Source organism: Pseudoalteromonas sp. B160, assembly GCF_037162485.1.
Lineage (GTDB): Bacteria > Pseudomonadota > Gammaproteobacteria > Enterobacterales > Alteromonadaceae > Pseudoalteromonas > Pseudoalteromonas rhizosphaerae.
Genome location: NZ_JARLUX010000001.1, coordinates 3,509,839 through 3,528,761, shown reverse-complemented (window position 1 = coordinate 3,528,761; position 18,923 = coordinate 3,509,839). Strand labels below are relative to the sequence as shown.

The following is an 18,923-nucleotide window of genomic DNA, read 5'->3' as shown; positions in this document are numbered from 1 at the left end:
CCTTAAATCATCACAGCTATATCGGCTTATCTACAAGTCTAAAAAATGACTCGATTTGATTTATTTTCATTTGTAAACCAAACACAGCCTAGTTACTATTTTGGTTAAATTATTTGTAAGCACATAGCTAACTATACCGTCTCATCGCTTACTGCAGCGGCAAATCATGTAAATCAATTCCTGCATTTATTAGTCTTTAATTCTTTTCAATAATTCAATTACTTCTTGCACCACCCTATCTGGTTCATCATTTTGAGGATAATGATAGCTCTTATCTGTTAATACAGCTTTACCTTGTGGAAAAGACTCAGCCGAAGTTGAATGCAATTCGCCCCACATTTTTCGGCCTTCATCGGTAAAAAAGAGTAATGGCGGATTTTTATACTTTTTCACGGATGCAATAACGGTTACAGGAATATCTGGGATCTGTGGATAATCTGGCAATGGTCTTTTCCCCAAAAGTCCAGATACTGGTTGGACATACCATTAGCCATATCGCCTAATTTCACTTGTGCTATTTCTTTCTCAGCTTTTGCAAGATCAATTTGGCGCATGATATCAACATCATGCTCCAAAGCAGGCTCAATCAGCATGAGGGCTGAAACCCACTCAGGGTAAGTTGCAGCGAATCGTCTTGCGATATAAGCACCATATGAATGAGCAATATAGACGATTGGTTTTTCAACGTGTAACGCTTCAAGTAGCATGAGAGCTTCGTTTGCATACTCTTCCGAGCTGTAGTTTTTTCTCAATTGCGTAGAACCGCCGTTACCAATTTTTAAATAACGAATGATGCGGGCTTCCTTTGCAAGCTTTTCAAAAACCGGCTCCCAATCAAATAACCCCGCAGAGCCACCAGCCTCTAAAAATAGAGTATGCTTGCCACTCCACGCGATTTCGTACTCAATATCATAGCCATTAACCTTAATAAAATTAGGCTTGGCAAACACACTTGCCGTGACAAAAAACAGCAAAACATTAATCCAAATTTCACTTTTCCTCCTTAACGACTAAACCTGTAGATAAACTCATTTTATAATTCACTTTTATTAATAAACCATAGCCAAGTTACTATTTTGGTTAAATTATTTTTTGTATTAAAAGCTAGAGTAATAATCTTATTCGCGGTGGTTTTTTCAGACAACTTAATTAATTTAGTATCGACTGTAACTATGCTTCGGCACACAGCAAAAACAAGAAAGCGCGGTGTAAACACCACGCTTTCAACTAATTCAAATCTGCTTAAAACTTACTGCTTATGGCTTATGGCTCTAATCTTCACTTTCCATAAACCGTTGCAATTGGTCTTTAAGGTTCGGCGGTATGCCTTTAATAACTAACGTATCAGTGGCCTCGTTGTACATTACCCGTTCGCCTAAGTGTTTGCGCTCAAAGCTGATGCTAACACCGCCGCCAAGGCCAGAGAATTTAACCATACTGGTAACTGTTTTTTTATCGACCAGGAATGACTCTTCTAAATCATAGCTTTGCTCTTTGCAAAAGCTTTCAAATGGGTTGTCGTCACCTTTGGTAAGCGTTGCTGATAACTCGCTGACGTTAGCATCTTCACCAGTAGTAACGCAGTCATTACAGTAATCAAATACTTGTTTACGCAGATCGTCTTTTTCAGATTTATCAAATTGTTGCTCTGATAAATAATCTTCAACTGCATTGAGCATTACTTGGCTTTGCTGTTTAGGATCGATGCCTTCTTCGCAACCTAAAAAGTCTAAGAAGAAGTCGGCGACTTTGCGCCCTGCTCGGCCTTTAATAAATGAGATATAACGATTGTCTTCTGCTTGGGTGTCCCACGCAGTTAAATCGATGCGTGCAGCTAGTTGCATGCGGGAAATATCTAAATGGCGTGACGAGGCTAAATCAAGCTCCGAGGTAATAGAGTAATGCTCTTTGATGTTGATCATTGCAATCAGCATATAATCGGTTGCTACGTATTGATAATGACAAAATACTAAATAGCCAGTTTCGTTAAACGCGTACTTATCAAGTTCCTCTTTAAGTACAGCTGAAGCTTGCTCTGTCATGTGCCAAAAGCCAAGCTCGCTGTTGCGGTAACTTTGCATGGCTGATGCAACTACAGAGTTTTTATCACCACTAAAAGCACAGTACCCTTTTCCTGGTTTGCCGTTGTATGCGTGATGAAGTTGCTCGATGAATACAGCGACTTTATCATTCACTGCCATTTCGTCATTGCGCAAATGAATTTGCGTATCGTCGTCTTTTTTGTCTACATAATGAACGACTAACTTTTTAACATCTATTGCCATCTTTGTTTTTCACGCCTCTGGTGTTAAAATGTGAGAATATAACTCTTTTATTGAACCAACTGATGCCAATCTTATCAAAATATTCTAATGATGAAGTAGAACAAATCGTCGATCAGCTCATTGATGTGTTAACTAAGCACAATGCGCCGGTTGATTTAAGTCTTATGTGTTTAGGAAATTCTATCACGCATATCTTAAAAGAGCATGTACCAACAGGGAAAAGACAAGCGGTTGCAGACAATTTTGCCAAAGCACTTGCGCAATCGGTTAAATAGACTTTATGAATTTATCGCAGCACAATCAGTTTTCGTCTAAAGCGAGTCAATTATTAAGTTGGGGGCATTTGTTTACTTTTGCCAATATCGGCTTAGTGTTGCTCATAAGTTTAAGTTACTTATTTGCTGACTCTCCACCTACCAGCTTTATGGGTATTCTTTATATGCTAGTGACATGGCTTAGTCACACTAGTTTTATTACCTTTATTGCCTTTGTACTGACGATATTTCCGCTAAGTTTAATATTTCCTTATCCACGTCATATCCGCGGTATGGCTGCAATATTTGCCACTTGTGGTGCATCACTACTGACGCTTGATGCCTATGTGTATTTTAACTTAGGCTACCATTTAAGTAGCTCTGCGTTACCTGAGATTATTACCTTATTGTGGCATCGTTTAACTAGCTCTCCAGCGCTGACAACCCTGCTCGCTGGGGGAATTGTAATGCTTATTTTTGCATTTCAGTTATTAGCAAGTAACTATACATGGCACCATTTAGCTCGCTTAAAACAATATAAATTTGCTCGCTACGCCGGCTCATTGTTATTGGTATGTTTTGCGATGAGCCACAGTATTCATATTTGGGCTGATGCAAATTTGAAGTTTGACATTACTAAGCAAGATAATGTTTTACCCTTGTCCTACCCAACGACAGCAAAAAGTTTATTGGCAAAAAATGATTTACTTGATATTGAAAGTTACGAGCAAGCACATAACGTAAAGGTTAATACACAAAATGTAGATTACACGGCTCCAACACCAATTGCTCGCTGTGAAGACTTTAATGCTGCGACAGTCGATATTTTAGTGTTTAGCTCTGCACCTGCGTTAACTAATTTTGCTAAACAGCACAAAAATTTAAATAAAACAGAGCAGTTTTTACAACCCGTTCACCATCAAGATGTACTATTTAGCTTGATTTACGGTTTACCTGCATACTACAAGCCAGCCTTAATGACAGAGCAAACATTGCCGGTGTGGCAAAGTAATCGTCGTAGTATTAGTGTCAGTGGCTTTGATGATTTTAACTATATCAATAATACAACAGCGGGTGATGCAGCAATTCGTATCATTAAAGCCGATGAAAACACTGCGCTTCGAGAGGGAGTCAATCAAGTATTTGCATTTAGTTTAGCCGATGTTGATCACGGTATTGTGAGTGCTTCATCTTTATACAGCACAGATAGAAAAGTAACCCGCACTGAAGGCTTGATCCAGCCAAGCGATTTAATTGCCACAAGCGTTGGCCAATATTTAAATTGTGCTGATATCGCAAAGCAAAGCATGCTAGGCGTTAATCTGTATAACAAAAAAGGCGATATGGGCGTTAATTATTCGCAAGGCGTATTTATTGCCTATAAGAAAGACCGTATTACATTAATTGATTCTGATGGTAATTATAAAAATATCTCTGCTGCTCAAGGCTTTTCAATAGAGCAAGGTTTAGATATTCCGTTTTTAGCACAAAGCATTAAAAAGCTAAAAACCTTTACCGAATAACTGCCACTGGCAATTTACCCAAGTTAGGTTATAGTTTTTGTATATGATTATGCCCTAACTAGGGAAGGCTAGCGTAATGAAACTGTGTACTCTTTTCGTTATTTTTATTAGTTTGCTATTTGTTGCTGATCAGGCGGCTTCCGCAGATCAATATTACAAGTGCGTAACCGACAGAGGTACTACTTTTAGCCAATTTCCCTGTGGCGGGCAGGCAACGCAACATAAAATAGCAGTGTCGCCCAACGTCACTCCGGCTACTGTAAATCATGTCAAAGCGCTTAATTCCCTTGAGCGTGAACAAATTATTCGTAATCTCAACGCTGAGATACGCAGCGTTAAATATAAACTCGCCATTTTGAGTCGCGACCGTGACCGTGCTGAATACGAGCAACTGCAACGGCTTAATCGTTTAATGAGTGATGATGATAAAAAAAAGCTTAGTAAAGAGATAAAAAAGCAGCTAAAAGTGATCAATAAAACGTTTGCCAAAAACACCAAAACGACCAACAAACAGCTCTCTGCACTCGAAAAAAACTGAAACGTTATGAATAAACTATTGGGTTTTACCAATATTTAGCATACTCTTAACATGTGTAGAGCATATACTCTACAGGTCATTTTGGAGTACCCGTTCATGCAACCACAAAACATTGCCGAGCTAATTTTAAATGGCTTTAAAAAGCATTATAAATTATTTCAGCAGATCACCGCACAAGCACCTCTGGCATTTGCAAATAAAAACTGGACAAAAATGCACGACATTAGTCGCTTGCGGATCACTTATTACGATGATCGGGTTAACGAAACCACCCAGCAACTACAAAATCAGCAATTAGCCAATCAACTGGATGAATCACTCTGGCTGCAAACAAAACAAACCTACCAGCACTTTTTAACGTTTCATCCACAAGCAGAATTAGCCGAAACATTTTATAACTCTGTGTTTTGCCGCTTATTTCATCGACGTTATTTTAATAATGATTTTATTTTTGTAAAAGCCACCTTAGCAGATGCCCCTGCGCTTCCTGTAGAAGCAGAATACCGCAGCTACTTTCCTGTTGTAGACGGCTTAAAGCCCACTATCCGTAAAATAATTAATCAATTTGATTTTAAAGCCGATTTTGTTAATTTAGAGCGCGATATACGACTTTTAGTAAAGGCGTTTTATAAACAAGCACCCGACACCCATCACCGTGCGTGGCAAATGCGCTTTGACATATTACAAACGCCGTTTTATCGCAACAAAGCAGCCTATATTGTCGGCCGTGTGGTATCACAAAGTGGTGTGCAGCCATTTATTATTGCGGTGTTACATCATCAAGAGCAAGGTCTGTATCTCGATGCTTTACTGACTAACTCATCGCAAATGCGGGTTATTTTTGGCTTTGCTCGCGCTTATTTTATGGTTGAAACCCACGCTCCTTCCGCATTAGTTCGGTTTTTAAACCAACTAATGCCCAACAAAACCTTAGCAGAGCTTTACAATGCCATTGGCTTTCATAAACAAGGTAAAACCGAGTTCTATCGCGAGTTTTTAACCCATTTACAACGCTCCAGTGATGATTTTGTGATTGCCCCTGGCACACCGGGCATGGTGATGATGGTATTTACCCTACCTTCATTTGATTATGTATTTAAAATAATTAAAGACAAATTTGGTGAAAGTAAACCATTTGGCCGCGATACCGTTCTCAAACGCTACCAATTAGTTAAAAGCCATGATCGGGTTGGTCGTATGGCAGATACCATAGAGTATTCTAACGTCGTATTCCCTGTTGCGCGTTTTAACGCTACATTGCTTGCACAGCTTAAACAAACTATTGGTTCATCAATGATCATCGAAGGCGACTTACTGATCATCAAACATATGTATATTGAGCGACGCATGACGCCACTGAATTTATATTTAGAAAAAGCTAATACTGAAGATGCCGCTGTTGCCATTGCAGAATATGGCCAAGCACTCAAGGAAATGATCGCCGTTAATATTTTCCCAGGCGATATGTTACTTAAAAACTTTGGTGTCAGTAAACACAAACGCATTATTTTTTATGATTATGATGAAGTGCAATATTTAACAGACATGAACTTTAGGGCATTGCCTAAAGCAAAAAGTTATGATGACTACTTAACCAATGAGCAAAGTTACTCTGTGGCACCACAAGATGTATTTCCAGAGCAGTTATGCACTTTTGTAATGCCAAACCCGCAATACAAAGCAGTTTTCAGCCAAACACATCCAGAACTATTAGACGTCGCATTTTGGCAGCAAGCGCAACGAAATATAAAAGCAGGGGTCGTTAGCCATATCTACCCTTATCCAGCAGCGCAGCGTTTTATCCATCAATGGTAGACGAAAGGACACACAATGAATATCAGTAAAATAGATTTAAACTTACTCGTTTATCTCGACACCTTATTACGCGAATGTAATGTTACTCGCGCCGCAAACCAGCTTAGCATTACACAGCCGGCAATGAGTAATGGTTTAAAACGTTTACGTAACCTGTTTAACGATCCGATCTTAGTACGCACCAGTGATGGTATGGTGCCCACTGAACGAGCTATTGAATTGCAGCCGGTGATCCGTGGCATCTTAATGACATTAGAAGAAACGCTTGCACCAAACCGTGAATTTGAGGCCAGCCAAAGCAAACGGGTATTTAGGATTATGGCCAGTGACTATGCTGCCAGCACCTTAGCACCTAAGCTACTGAGTAAATTACACGATGAAGCGCCGGATACCACACTCGATATTCTCACTCCAAGTGATGTTACTTTTCATGATGTAGAAAACGGTAAAGTTGATATGGCAATAAATCGTTTCGAAAACCTACCGCAGTCGTTTCATCACAAACGTATTTGGAAAGATAGCTTTTGTTGTTTAGTAAAAGCTGACAACCCGATCATTGAAAATTTTAGCCTCGATAGTTATTTAAAAGCGCGGCATATTTGGGTAAGTAAAACAGGTTTTGGTGTCGGGGTTGGTATGGATCCTAAAGACGTACAAAAACTTGGCTGGGTTGATGAAGCGCTCGCCCACTTTGGTAAACACCGAAATATTGCCACATTCACCCGTAATTACCACGTTGCAATACATCTAGCGAAAGAGAAGAACCTGATTGCGACACTCCCTTCAAAAGCCGCTAATATTTATTTAGATGATCCTGGTTTAAAAATTTTGGAACCTCCCTTCCCTATACCACCATTTGAGTTAGATATGATTTGGAGCCCATTACTTCACAGGGATGCCAGCCATATTTGGTTACGCCAAAAAGTAGCCGAAGTTGCAGATGAATTAAAGTAACGCTCTTACAAAAGCCCTGTAAAATTTGCTTACTGGTATTTTCAAGTAAGCAAACATCAATTTAAAAGTATTAATAATCATGATGTTAAAATAATTTAAAAATGGAATAGCAATTGCTTTAAGTTACTTGAACTTTAATATTCATTTAACTTAAAGAGGTCAATATTATGAATGCCCAGCAAGGAAACGAAGTAAATCATATCACTGACATTATCCAAGTAATGAACAGCGGCATCGACTTTTATGAAAAGGCGCAGGAAAAAGTACAAGATCCAGCCATTGGTGCGCTATTTCAGCGTATGATAGACGCACGTAAAGTCAGCGTTGAAAACTTACAGCCTTACGCTATTAATCAGCAAGGTGAACGAGAAGATGGTTCGTCTTTTGCTGTTGAAGCTCGCCGAGCATATACCGCACTGATCACAAAATTTAGTGCCAACAACGACCAAATTTATGTCAAAGAGCTTGAAGAAGTGGAAGATAAAACACTTGAAGAAATTAAAGCTGCCATGAAAAAACCACAACCGCACGATTGTGAAGCCGCCCTCGCTAAAGTATTACTGACCATGCAAAGCTGTCATACGGAGATGAGCCGTATGCAGAAGCATTAACCACAATGCTTAAATGAAAGCCCTGCCACGCGCTGGGCTTTTTTATGCTCATAATTATAGTCAAATGATTTTTATAACAAAACAATGCAAATAATTAATAAAAATAGCATATTTATTTAACCACAGCATGATTTTAATCGTCTAGGCTTATTAATAGGTACCTACTATCCCGCTGTGGCGCCGCAGCATTTTATCAAAAATAACAAGGTTCCATTATGAGAAATAAACAACATGTAAACCCACAAAACGCTGACGTTGATATGACGCCGATGCTTGATATTGTATTTATACTTTTAATATTTTTTATTGTTACAACTTCATTTGTAAAACCTGTGGCAATAGAGCTGCAACGGCCTGTAGATAAACCCAGTATTGATAAACAAACTAAAAGTGCTCATTTTAGTATTGACCAAAGCAATGCGGTGTATTTTGCGGGGCGATTAATTGACTTAAACCAAGTTGCCACTAACCTTGCGATGTTTGCTGCGAAGTATAATATCGCCACAGTACAAATAGCCGCTGACGAAAACAGTACGCATCAAACTTTAATGACAGTAATGAATAATATCAAAGAGTATGATAACTACCCCATCGCACTCACATCACACTAAAAGCAAAAAAAGGGCCAGACGGCCCTTCAAAACTAAATAACGTAGGAGAAGTTATTTTTAGAATCGGTATTCAGCACCTACATAGTAGTAAGCACCGTTAAAACCAAATGGTGCTGAACGGCGTGAGTACTCAAATACACCGGTTGAACTGATAATAGTATTACCAGAAGCATCAACAATTGTGCCTGAGCGAGAATTACCTATGGTATTTTTATCAGGGTAAACGTCAAATAAATTGTTTGCACCAATATTTAGTGACAAGTTGTCTGTGACAAAATAATTTACTTTTATATCGGTAAGAATTTCAGCGCCGTAAGTCTGGCGACCGCCATCTTCAACCGTGTATTCGCCATAACGATTGAGCGATAAGTTTACCGTCCAATCTTCAAGGCGATATAATGCACTTAAGTTTACTCTGTCTTGTGGTTGCCATTCTTCGATGATTGAGGTTTCTTGCGAAGAAAATACATCTTCGACAGGGATCGTTTCCAAACCACTGCCCGCAGGAGTAAATAAATCAACCACATCGGTTTCAGTAAAGTTAGCCGCTAATGTAAAATCTAGGGTACCGCCTAAGCCTTCCGTGTTCCATGTCGCAACAAAATCCACACCTTGCGTTTCGGTATCTGCACCATTTAAGAAAAACTGCCCTGCACCTGCGCCAGAACTAACCAATGCAGCATCTAGCGTTGATGACAACCCTTTACCTAAACGGTTACTGATCACAATACGGTCGTCAATATCAATTGAATAATAATCAACGGTAACATTAATATTATCCGTCACGTTATACACAATACCTAAGCTCATGTTTTGTGACTTTTCTTCTTTAAGTTTTGGAATACCAATACTCTGTGCAAGCGTGCTGTCGTTTCTAAAAGTACCAACTTCTTCTGCAATTAGATCGCCATTAGGACCAACTACAAACTGGGTACTGATATTATTGAAATACAATTGCTGCATTGATGGTGCTCTAAAACCAGTACTCACCGCACCGCGCAGTGAAACGTCATCAGTCACCGACCAGTTACCCGCTAACTTAAAGTTAACCGTATCACCAAAGCCTTTGTAGTTATCGTAACGCAGTGCGCCAGAGATAATTACATCATCAATAATGTAAGTTTCAGCATCAAGGTAAAACGAAATCACATCACGTGATTCATCCACAGAAGATTCCGGCGATGAACCACCAAAACCTTGTGTACCACCTGCTGCATTTTCGCTGCCAATACCACCGCTCATACCATCGTAAATATTAACACCATTATTAGTATCATAATCACGGTAAGCGTATTCACTGCCTTCTAAAATACGATATTCATCGGTGCGAAGCTCGGCACCCATTGCCAGTGAAAAATTATCATAGTCTTGTGTAAAATCAAGATTGATTGTTTGCAGTGATAACTCCATGCCATACGCATACGCTTGGCGAGGAATAGTGGCACGAATATCATCAGCACTTAAACCTTGATCATAACGTAATAAATTAGCGTATGAACCATTGATAGTGTCACTAGTGGTATAATCGATGCTGTTTTCACCATAGGTGTATGACAGGTCAAGACTAGAGCTATTATCAAACTCTTTTTTAAAGCCAAAGTTATACGAGATATCATCAATGGTGGTGTTGATCATTGGCAAAAAGCCCATCGGGATCACCGCATCACCATCTTGTAAAACTGGGTTGCCATCAGCATTGGCATTATGACGGAAGAACGCCGCTGATTCATTATCTCGGGTTGAATAAGTAATAAAGCCATAGAGCTCACCACCAGCAAGTTCATAACCGGTATTCACCGTTAAAGCAAATTGTTGCGAGTCTGCATCGCCAATTCTAAATGTATCACGTGGTGCAGTCAGCTCACGAGGATCGCCCGCTAACAGCGTGCCATCATCAAGCTCTGTGCAACCATAAAACTGGCAAGAGCCATGTAAACCGGCACGATTTGTAGGTGCTCGGTCGCGGTAGTTGATAGTGGTATTTAAATAACCATCATCGCCTAAGGCAAAGCCTTTATTAAAATCAACCGTAACGGTTTCGCCATCACCTTCAGAATACTGGCCATAATTAACCGCGGCTTTACCGCCTTCATCAGCATCTTTTAATACGATGTTGATAACACCCGCAATCGCATCTGAACCATATTGCGCAGCCGCACCATCACGTAATACTTCGATACGTTTAATTGCAGCAGCTGGGATCGCATTCATATCTGTACCTGCGGTACCACGACCTACAGATGTATTAATATGGATAATGCTGGCCTGGTGACGACGTTTACCATTGATAAGTACTAATGTTTGATCTGGCCCTAAGCCACGTAAAGTAGCAGGTCGTAGTGCATCAGTACCGTCACTGATCGATGAACTTGAAAAGTTAAAAGACGGTGCGATAGCTTGTAACATACGGCCGACTTCTGTTTGTCCGGTATTTTCTAGCGCTTCAGCACTTAAAATATCAACAGGTACGGGTAAGTCTTCGACCGAACGCCCTGCTACACGGCTACCAACGATGGCGATTTTTTCAATATTTTCTTGAGCGGCTTGTTCTTGTGCATTAGCAACTTGGCTATTGGTTGCCATTAAAAGTGGTATTACAGCAGCACTGACCCCTGAAAGCTTTCTCATGTTGTTATCATTCCTATTGATTTGTTTGAGTTTTATACTCAGTAAACCATTTTGATCAACAACCGCATCGAGTTCAGTATTTTTCAGCATTGTACTAAGCGCTTCTAACTGAGTGTAATAACCATACACTGATTGAGCTTGGTATTGTTTTGCTAAATCAAACGAAAAAACCACGGTTTGTTCTGTTTGTTTTGCAAACTCTATCAATGCTTGATCTGCTCGCTGCGCTTTTATATCAAATTGTACCATCTGTGGATTTGCAGCCTCAGCCTGAACTTTTAGGCTAAATACTAAAGGTGCTAATACAATTAACCCACAAATTGGATACGTTTGGTTACTGCGCAACTTATACAAACAGTTGAGAAAGAATAATCCGCTATGCAATCCTATTTTTTTATTAATTATTTTTTTACTTTTTATATTTACCATTGTAACTTCTGACACTTTAAATCAAAGAGCAAGCATAAAGCTTAGCTGTGATCACCGTGTTTTAGGCTTACGATATGTTCACCTAAACGTTCATGCTCAATGGCTAAATTGATACGCAGGCTATCAAGTAAACCGATAATATCACCGGCTTTAAACACCCCAGCCACTTTTAAAGAAGCTAATGCAGGATCAGCAAGTTCAAAACGCGTTGCGGTATAGCGACTCACTTCTTGCAGTGCTTCGCTTAACGACTCGCCATTAAAAATTAGCATACCTTGTTGCCATGCTAGATCCCGTTGTACATCATCTTGTGTTAACCGTTTGATTGGCTTGGTAATACTTTCTTTAATTAATGCTTTTTCGCCAGAGATAACAATACTAGCATTAATTTTTTTCACACTGTCTGTATCATTACTAGCACTTTGTAATTGTACAAAATCATCAGCATTTACGGCAACCGAAGGATCCGTGATCATCACTTTACCCTCAGTAACAACCAGCTCAAGATCCGATGCTGCATTACGTTGCACATTAAAAACAGTCCCCAGTGCGGTAAATGACTTATCGCCTGCCATCACCGTAAATGGACGTGCGGCATCTTTAGCAACATTAAAACGTCCTTCGCCTCGACTTAAAATCAGTTGTCGGCGGTTTTTTGTATACGCAACTTCTAATAAGCTATTGGTATTTAATTGCACAATCGTACTATCTGGTAGCACAAACGTTGCTTGCTCACCGACTTTAGTACGGTAAATTTTACTGTACTTGGCTTGTTCTTGTGGTGTTGTTGGCCACTGCTCAATACCAACAAATATAAAGCTGGCAACTAGCAATGCGGCAAAGACACTTGCCGCAATCGAAAAATTAATTTCTCTGCGGGCAGGCTTATTGATGCTGTTTTTATTGGGAAATAAGCTACTCAACTCATTTAATACGCTCAGTTCATCCCATAACTGGGCTAACTCAAATACCGCATCTTGATGGGCTTTATTTTGTTGCACCCAGTGCTGAAATTGCATACGTTCTTGCTTTGATAAGCCCCTATCCATAGCACTTATCCAACGACTGGCATCTGCTTGAATAGCATCTTTAGACGAAAATTGATGGATATTACTCATTTTCCCACCCTCCTGGCAGGTTCAATAGTGGCACTGCTGTGCTCACCTAACTGCTCATGTTGCTGCATGTAGCGCATAGATTGTAACAAACCTTTGGCAATATGTTTTTCAACCGTACTTTCACTTAACTTCATTTGCGCTGCGATTTCTTTTTGGCTCATGCCATATACTTTCTTTAAAATAAAACATTTTCGCACTGGCTGGCTTAGTTGCTCAGTAGCACGGCAAAACAATAAAAAGCGCTCTTTTGAGGTCACTTCATCCTCAAGCTGCATAGATCGCAACGACTGCTGATAATCATCAGAGGTATCTAATGAATCGCAATGCTGATTATCCCATTTAGCAATGTGGTTAAGCGCCAAATGCTTAGCAGTCTTTAGCATATAACTGCGTGTATATTTAATATCTTGTTTTAAATCAGCTTGATAGCTCTTAACAAAGGTTTCTTGTACTATATCTTCCACGTCATCTGGTTGTACAATGCGCGAAACAAAACGTCGCAACTGTGAAGACAGATCAATAAATGTTGTAGATAATGTCGGCTTGCGCGTCATTATTAACTTTACCCTTGCTATTATTATTACTCCTAGGGTACGAGTTTTAGCGCCAATTACAAGGCAATTTGTTAATTTTGTGGTTATTAAAGCTGTTTCGCTAACAAAGCACTTACAGCACTTTATAATTAAGCTATTGTCATACAAAGTAATGACTTCATTACTTTATAAACAGCTTTACAGAATATCTAAATTCTAAGGTATCAAACTACTTTGAGCTTTAAAAAATACTGAAAAATAAACACGAGCCTGTACCTGTAAAAATTTAGGGTATACACTCGTATGTAACTAAGCTATAGGGATTAAGCACCACGTAAGCCATGCTTTTAGCTTATAAAACATTATAAATTATTCATACTTAACAATTGGAACTGTGGAGTAACCATGCGTCTGTCTTTCGCACTATCAAAATTATCTTTATTCTTATTTACTTCGGCTTCGCTGTTTCTACAAGGTTGTAGTGAAGCACCTAAAACTGAGCAAGCAGCAATGCATCCAGCAGCTGTGGCAACAACTATAGCAACCTATGAAGATGCCCCATTCACTATTGAACTACCGGCAACCTTATCAGGTTCTAAAGAAGTTCAAGTACGTGCCAGAGTAACGGGGATCCTAGAATCTCGTAACTTTGATGAAGGCCAGACAGTTAAGCAAGGGCAGTCACTTTTCACTATAGATTTAGCCCCTTACCAATTGGCGGTTGAAAGCGCGCAAGCTGCTCTTAATGGTGCAAAAGCATCTTTAGTGCAAGCCGAACGTGAAGTGAAACGATTAGCCAAACTACGTGCTGAGAAATCAGTCTCACAACGAGATTACGATAACGCCAGCTCCACCCAAGATATTGCTAACACGACGTTAGAGGCCGCGAAAGTTGCATTAAAAGAAGCCCAACTGAATTTACAATATGCGCAAGTAAAAGCGCCTGTCGCTGGAGTAATGGGCCGTGAATTTGTGTCGGTAGGCACTTTTGTATCAGGTCCCGATCTATTATTAACGCAAATTACCCAGTTTGACCCTATTCGTTTACGATTTGGTATTTCTGAGCGTGAACAATTACAAATGCGTCAAGATGTTGCAAATGGCTCATTAACGCTGCCAGAAAAAGGTCAGTGGCACACGAGCATTAAATTGCAAGACGGTTCACTCTCCAATAAAAGTGGCAAAGTTAACTTCTCCGATGTACGTATTAACCCAAATACCGGCACCAGCGAACTACAAGCAATTATCCCCAACACTGATTTCGAACTTCGCCCAGGTCAATTTGTGCGAGTGATGTTAAGTGGTGCGGTACGCAAAAATGCATTTGTAATACCGCAACGTGCGGTACTTGATAATGGCACTGGTAAATTTGTTTATGTAGTTGCTAAAAATGAACAAGGCAGCACGATTGCGCGCCCAGCTCCCGTTGAAGTAGGTGAGTGGATCCAAAAGCCAGATAATCAAGGTGATAAAAACTTTTGGTTGATTAAATCAGGCATACAGCAAGGCGATGAAGTGATCATCGATGGTATGGCAAAGATTTTCTTCCCGGGCATGCCAGTGGCCGTTAACAATGCAACAAACAACGTAAGCGCAGAATAGGCGCAGGGAGTTTTATGTTTTCTCGTTATTTTATCGACAGACCTATTTTTGCGTTTGTGATCTCAATTGTTATTGTGCTGGCGGGCCTGGCTGCCATGCGCAGCTTGCCGATCGCACAATACCCTGAAATTGCCCCACCCGTTGTGCAAGTGACAGCAGCCTATCCGGGTGCGTCGGCTGAAGTACTCGAACAAACCGTAGCCGCGCCGATTGAAAATGCGATTACCGGTGTTGAAGGCATGATGTATATGTCTTCAACCTCGACAAGCTCTGGTGCAACAACCATTGAAATAACGTTTGAAATTGGCACCGATATTGACCAAGCAGCAGTTAACGTCAATAACCGTGTAAAGCAAGTTGAAGCTCGTTTACCTGAAGAAACACGGCGCCAAGGCGTGGTGGTGCAAAAAGGTTCATCGAGTTTTTTGCAAGTTCATGCGTTTTATTCACCGGACGGCACTCGTGATAGTCTATGGACTTCAAACTATGTCACCCTGAATATTTTAGACCGTATTAAACGTGTTCCTGGTACAACGAGCGTACAAATTTTTGGCGCGAAAGATTACGCCATGCGTATTTGGCTGCGCCCTGATGTAATGAGTCAGCTCGGTGTTACTGTTGAAGAAGTCGCAGGGGCAGTTCGCAGCCAAAACTCTCAATATGCAGCAGGTTCGATTGGTGCAACCCCCACTTCACAATCAGCGCAAGAGCTGGTTTACAGTGTTACCGCTCAAGGGCGTTTATCAGAGCCTGAACAATTTGAAGAAATCATTATTCGTTCAAACCTTGATGGCAGTAGCTTACGTTTAAAAGACATTGCCCGTGTTGAACTTGGTGCAAAAGATTATAACTTCAGAGGCACTATCAACGGCAAAGAAGCAGTATTATTAGGTATTTTCCTACAACCTGGTGCCAATGCACTTGATGTAGCAGCAGAAGTTAATGGCGTATTAGCAGAGTTAACTCAGCAATTTCCCACTGGACTTGCTCACTTAAATTCGTACGATACCACCCGTTTTGTTGAAGTCTCGATCCGCGAAGTAGTGAAAACACTACTTGAAGCAATGGTGCTGGTTTTCTTAGTGGTGTTCTTATTTTTACAAAATTGGCGCGCCACACTGATCCCAACTCTTGCCGTACCGGTGTCATTACTTGGTACGTTTGCTGGCATGTATATGCTTGGTTATTCTATTAACTCATTGACTTTATTTGGTATGGTACTGTCTATTGGTATCGTAGTGGATGACGCCATAGTGGTACTTGAAAACGTAGAGCGTATCATGCACGAAGAGCATGTGAGCGCCCATGAAGCCGCAATAAAAGCAATGAAAGAAGTATCAGGACCTGTTGTTGCTATTGTTCTAGTACTTTGCTCAGTGTTTGTGCCAATTGCATTTCTAGGTGGCTTAACTGGCGAACTATTCCGTCAGTTTGCGATCACCATTTCAATTGCTGTGAGCTTATCTGGCATAGTTGCACTAACAATGACCCCTGCTTTATGTGTGCTTATTTTAAAACAAGAGCATAAACAAACCGCAAGCTTCTTTTTATGGTTCAACCGTGTATTTACTAAAATAACCAGTAAGTATGTGGGTGCTGTTGGTTTTATGGTGCGCCGTGGCGCATTAGGTTTATTGCTGATGATTGGTATGGTGTCAATTACCATTGGCCTTTGGAAAAGCACTCCAGGTTCATTAGTGCCTGATGAGGACCAAGGCTACTATATTTCAGCTATTTTCTTACCTGATGGCTCATCCCTTGAGCGTACAGAAAAAGTAGTGGCTGAAGTTATTAGCGCCGTACAATCTAATCCTGCCAATGAAAATGTGGTGGCATTTACAGGCTTTGATTTTATTGGCGGCGGTTATAAAAACAGTGCAGCCACCTTATTCGTCACCCAAAAACATTGGGATGAACGAGAGATTGATACTAAAAGTTTGGTTAATGAGCTGTTTATGAAAACTGCGCATATCAACGAAGCACTTGTTTTAGCGTTTAACCCCCCTGCTATTTTTGGTTTAGGGAGCACTGGCGGATTTGAATTTTATATTCAAAACAAAGGCGCAGGTGGCCCAGAAAAACTGCAACAAGCCATGGGCTCAATGATGGCTGAAGCACAAAAAAGCCCTATTTTAAGTGGCCTACAAACGTTGTGGCGACCAAATGCACCGCAACTTAAAGTTGATGTAGATCGTGAACAAGCCCGCGCGATGGGCATTGAAATTGACGATGCCTTTACAGCCCTTGCCGGCACACTGGGTACATATTATGTGAACGACTTCAATAAGTTTGGCCGAGCTTGGCAAGTACTTATGTCAGCAGAAGCTGAATTTAGAATGAAGCCTGATGACATTGGACGAATTTATGTAAAAAATAGTCAAGGTACTATGGTTCCTATGTCTGCGTTTACTAATATTGAATATAGTCGCGGACCAGAAAGTCTAAATCGTTATAATAACTTGCCTGCGGTAAAACTGCTCGGTAATGCTGCACCTGGTTACAGCTCTGGCCAAGCAATTGCTGAAGTTGAACGTATTGCAAAAGCAGTATTACCACCTGATATGACCTACGACTGGACCGGCTCTGCGTATCAAGAAAAACGCAGCTCAGGTACCACAGGAATTGCTTTAGGCCTTGCGGTGATCATGGTTTTCTTAATCCTTGCAGCACTGTATGAGCGTTGGTCATTGCCACTCTCGGTGATGCTAGCATTGCCATTTGGAACCTTTGGCGCATTGGTATCAATCTGGTTAGTAGGCATGACTAACGATGTGTACTTCCAAATCGGCTTAGTGACCTTACTTGGTTTAGCCAGTAAAAATGCCATTTTGATTGTTGAATATGCATTGATGAAACATCAACAAGGTTGGAGCGCAAGCGCTGCAGCACTTGAAGCTGCCCGTCTTCGATTTAGACCCATCATCATGACTTCGATGGCCTTTATTTTAGGTGTAGTGCCATTAGTATTGAGCTCAGGCGCCGGTGCAGGTGCACGTCATAGCGTTGGTACTGGCGTTATGGGCGGCATGATGGCAGCAACCTTCCTTGCCGTGTTCTTTGTACCACTGTTCTTTTATTGGTTAACTGAGCGCAAACTTACTGAAAAACGCTCGCGAGCAGATTTATCCGATGAAATTGCAAGCCACCACAAGCGTGAACATGTCGACACCCAAGAGGGTAATTTATGATTTAAGCTCAGCTACAAAAATATAAGGGCAAACAGTGGTTTGCCCTTTTTTATGGTAATTTGATAACTAGCAATTTTATACTGTCGGCGCTACTATTAAACTATTGCGTCGAGGAGCCTTATGATGAATAGTGAAAAATTAACCGAGTTTGAGCAGTACTTTCAGATTGATGAAAGTAATCGAGTAAATTTATTTGCTGTTGACGATAGCAAAGTGCCTACTACCTTAGCGCAACTAGAAGCAGATATCCCACCGTTATTTAAATTGGCCAATGAGGTTAGTGAATTAGAGCAAAGCTCGTTAAGACCATTGCGTAGCCTTGGTGATTTGGCACAAGAGCTTGCCGTATTTTTACAAGCACAATCGCGTAAAATCGACTTGATCATGAGCCATATATTGGCCTCAGAGCAGCCCGAAGATAACGCCATTTATTGTGATAGCTACGGCGGTGGCGGTGTCAAACTAACCGATACAAAAGTCTACTCTATTGGCCAAGCATTTCGCACTAAATTATTTTTACAGCATGAAGCCTCTGCTATTTATTGTTACACCGAGGTAGTTGCAGTTAATAAGATTGACGATGAATACTACCAATACACCCTACTTTTTAAAGCCATCCGCGATACTGATCAAGAACTTGTGGTACGTGCTAGTTTACATGCACAAACCAGACAACTGAAAAAGCGTCAGCTGCTGCAACATGAAAGCGACAACTTTGATACCCAAGACACAACAGAGCCAACAAAACCAGAATAATATAGCTACTAGCAACCCTCATTTTGAAGTGGCTTGGCTATAGTTGAAATGCTAAACTAATAGCACCTTTGTTTGTTT

At 40.6% G+C, this 18,923-nt stretch carries 14 protein-coding genes and 1 pseudogene; 10 read left to right on the top strand and 5 right to left on the bottom strand.

The window, feature by feature from the left end; genetic code table 11:
• Window positions 1-189 precede the first annotated feature (189 nt).
• Both P4S61_RS16445 and yejK read right to left on the bottom strand, forming a co-directional pair.
• Window positions 190-983, bottom strand: a pseudogene (locus P4S61_RS16445) (alpha/beta fold hydrolase).
• A gap of 288 nt (window positions 984-1,271) precedes the next feature.
• Window positions 1,272-2,285, bottom strand: a complete 1,014-nt coding sequence (gene yejK, locus P4S61_RS16440; protein WP_337118673.1) for a nucleoid-associated protein YejK — start codon at window positions 2,283-2,285, stop codon at window positions 1,272-1,274.
• A gap of 62 nt (window positions 2,286-2,347) precedes the next feature.
• Between yejK and P4S61_RS16435 the strand changes: the two genes are divergently transcribed.
• From P4S61_RS16435 to P4S61_RS16405, 7 genes are all read left to right on the top strand, one after another.
• A complete protein-coding gene (locus P4S61_RS16435) occupies window positions 2,348-2,560 on the top strand; it encodes a DUF1414 domain-containing protein (RefSeq protein ID WP_016707302.1) in 213 nt (70 codons plus the stop codon).
• Between the two features lie 5 nt (window positions 2,561-2,565).
• Window positions 2,566-4,062 (top strand): DUF3413 domain-containing protein, encoded by a 1,497-nt coding sequence (locus P4S61_RS16430; protein WP_337118672.1) that lies wholly within the window; start codon window positions 2,566-2,568, stop codon window positions 4,060-4,062.
• Between the two features lie 76 nt (window positions 4,063-4,138).
• Entirely contained in the window at window positions 4,139-4,600 is a 462-nt protein-coding gene (locus tag P4S61_RS16425; RefSeq protein WP_337118671.1) for a DUF4124 domain-containing protein, read from the top strand.
• Window positions 4,601-4,696: 96 nt separating this feature from the next.
• Window positions 4,697-6,415 (top strand): bifunctional isocitrate dehydrogenase kinase/phosphatase, encoded by a 1,719-nt coding sequence (aceK, locus tag P4S61_RS16420; RefSeq protein WP_337118669.1) that lies wholly within the window; start codon window positions 4,697-4,699, stop codon window positions 6,413-6,415.
• 15 nt (window positions 6,416-6,430) lie between these two features.
• Complete coding sequence (locus P4S61_RS16415) at window positions 6,431-7,369, top strand: LysR family transcriptional regulator (RefSeq protein WP_337118668.1); 939 nt, start codon at window positions 6,431-6,433, stop codon at window positions 7,367-7,369.
• Between the two features lie 167 nt (window positions 7,370-7,536).
• The gene (locus tag P4S61_RS16410; protein ID WP_145233559.1) at window positions 7,537-7,980 is read left to right on the top strand and encodes a ferritin-like domain-containing protein; all 444 of its coding nucleotides are present in this window, start codon (window positions 7,537-7,539) and stop codon (window positions 7,978-7,980) included.
• 215 nt (window positions 7,981-8,195) lie between these two features.
• Window positions 8,196-8,591 carry an ExbD/TolR family protein gene (locus P4S61_RS16405; protein ID WP_145233557.1) on the top strand — a complete coding sequence of 132 codons (396 nt, stop codon included), beginning with the start codon at window positions 8,196-8,198 and terminating at the stop codon, window positions 8,589-8,591.
• A 57-nt stretch (window positions 8,592-8,648) separates the two neighbouring features.
• On the opposite strand, the gene P4S61_RS16400 is transcribed toward P4S61_RS16405, so the two are convergent.
• The 3 genes from P4S61_RS16400 to P4S61_RS16390 are packed head-to-tail and all read right to left on the bottom strand — an operon-like array spanning window position 8,649 to window position 13,320.
• Window positions 8,649-11,648, bottom strand: a complete 3,000-nt coding sequence (locus P4S61_RS16400; protein WP_409072547.1) for a TonB-dependent receptor plug domain-containing protein — start codon at window positions 11,646-11,648, stop codon at window positions 8,649-8,651.
• 41 nt (window positions 11,649-11,689) lie between these two features.
• On the bottom strand, window positions 11,690-12,766 hold the full coding sequence (locus tag P4S61_RS16395) for a FecR family protein (protein ID WP_145233555.1): 1,077 nt from the start codon (window positions 12,764-12,766) through the stop codon (window positions 11,690-11,692).
• Window positions 12,763-13,320, bottom strand: coding sequence for an RNA polymerase sigma factor (locus tag P4S61_RS16390; protein WP_145233553.1), 558 nt, complete (start codon window positions 13,318-13,320; stop codon window positions 12,763-12,765). The genes P4S61_RS16395 and P4S61_RS16390 overlap by 4 nt, the downstream gene beginning before the upstream one ends.
• A 384-nt stretch (window positions 13,321-13,704) precedes the next feature.
• Between P4S61_RS16390 and P4S61_RS16385 the strand changes: the two genes are divergently transcribed.
• The 3 genes from P4S61_RS16385 (at window position 13,705) to P4S61_RS16375 (ending at window position 18,845) form a co-directional block, all read left to right on the top strand.
• A complete protein-coding gene (locus tag P4S61_RS16385; RefSeq protein WP_337118667.1) occupies window positions 13,705-14,901 on the top strand; it encodes an efflux RND transporter periplasmic adaptor subunit in 1,197 nt (398 codons plus the stop codon).
• 14 nt (window positions 14,902-14,915) lie between these two features.
• Window positions 14,916-18,089: an efflux RND transporter permease subunit gene (locus P4S61_RS16380; RefSeq protein WP_337118666.1), complete on the top strand. Its 3,174-nt coding sequence runs from the start codon at window positions 14,916-14,918 to the stop codon at window positions 18,087-18,089.
• Between the two features lie 123 nt (window positions 18,090-18,212).
• Window positions 18,213-18,845, top strand: a complete 633-nt coding sequence (locus P4S61_RS16375; RefSeq protein ID WP_145234077.1) for a PilZ domain-containing protein — start codon at window positions 18,213-18,215, stop codon at window positions 18,843-18,845.
• The last annotated feature ends 78 nt before the right edge of the window (window positions 18,846-18,923 follow it).